The sequence below is a fragment of the Streptomyces sp. SID5910 genome, from assembly GCF_009862125.1.
GTDB lineage: Bacteria > Actinomycetota > Actinomycetes > Streptomycetales > Streptomycetaceae > Streptomyces.
This window is the reverse complement of the sequence record NZ_WWHX01000157.1, coordinates 1-683: the sequence shown is the minus strand read 5'-3', so window position 1 is coordinate 683 and position 683 is coordinate 1. Positions and strand designations below refer to the sequence as shown.

Here is a 683-nt window from a genome sequence, read left to right as displayed (position 1 = left end):
TGCCGACGCGGACCGGCCCGACCGGGTCAGCCTGGACCAGCTGATGACCGTGGTCGAGCGGCTGCCGGCCATGCCGGAGGCCGTCACGGCCACGGCCGACACGATCTTCGACGCGGTGGACGAGAACGGTGACGGCCGCATCTCCCGCGGCGAGCACCAGCGGCTCATCGACACCTGGCACGGGCGCAGCATGGCGACGGAGGACGTGTTCGACCGTCTCGACCAGGACGGCGACGGATACCTCGGCCGCGCGGAGTTCGCGCTGCTGTGGACCCAGTTCTGGATCAGCGACGACCCGACCGAGCCGGGCAACGTGATGTGCGGTCCCCTCGCCCGGGCGGCCTGAGGTCGTCAGGCGGTATCCGGTGAGCGGTCAGGTGCTGGGGCGGGTGCCGGGGGTGTGGCCGAAGGTGCGGCGGAAGACGCTGATGAAGGTGCTGGCGGACGACCAGCCGCAGCGGTGGGCGACCGCGGTGACGGGGGTGTCGTCGGCCAGGAGGATCAGGGCGTGGTGGAGCCTGATCTGCGTGCGCCACTGGGGATAGGTGAGGCCGAGGTCGGCGCGGAGGCGACGGGAGAGCGTACGGGCGCCGGCGCCGATCTGCCGCCCGAGGTCGGCCAGGGAGCGGTTGTCGGCCGGGTCGGCGCGCAGGATGTCGTGCAGCTCACGGAGCAGGGGGTCG

2 protein-coding genes are annotated in these 683 nt (G+C 72.6%); one reads left to right on the top strand and one right to left on the bottom strand.

Annotated features, from left to right (window positions below):
* Positions 1–346, top strand: a 346-nt coding sequence (locus GTW67_RS05705) for an EF-hand domain-containing protein (protein ID WP_202436858.1), incomplete at its 5' end; no start/stop codon positions are given.
* 27 nt (positions 347–373) lie between these two features.
* On the opposite strand, the gene GTW67_RS05700 is transcribed toward GTW67_RS05705, so the two are convergent.
* Positions 374–683 (bottom strand): helix-turn-helix transcriptional regulator (locus GTW67_RS05700; RefSeq protein ID WP_161163699.1); only part of this gene is annotated, 310 nt, incomplete at its 5' end.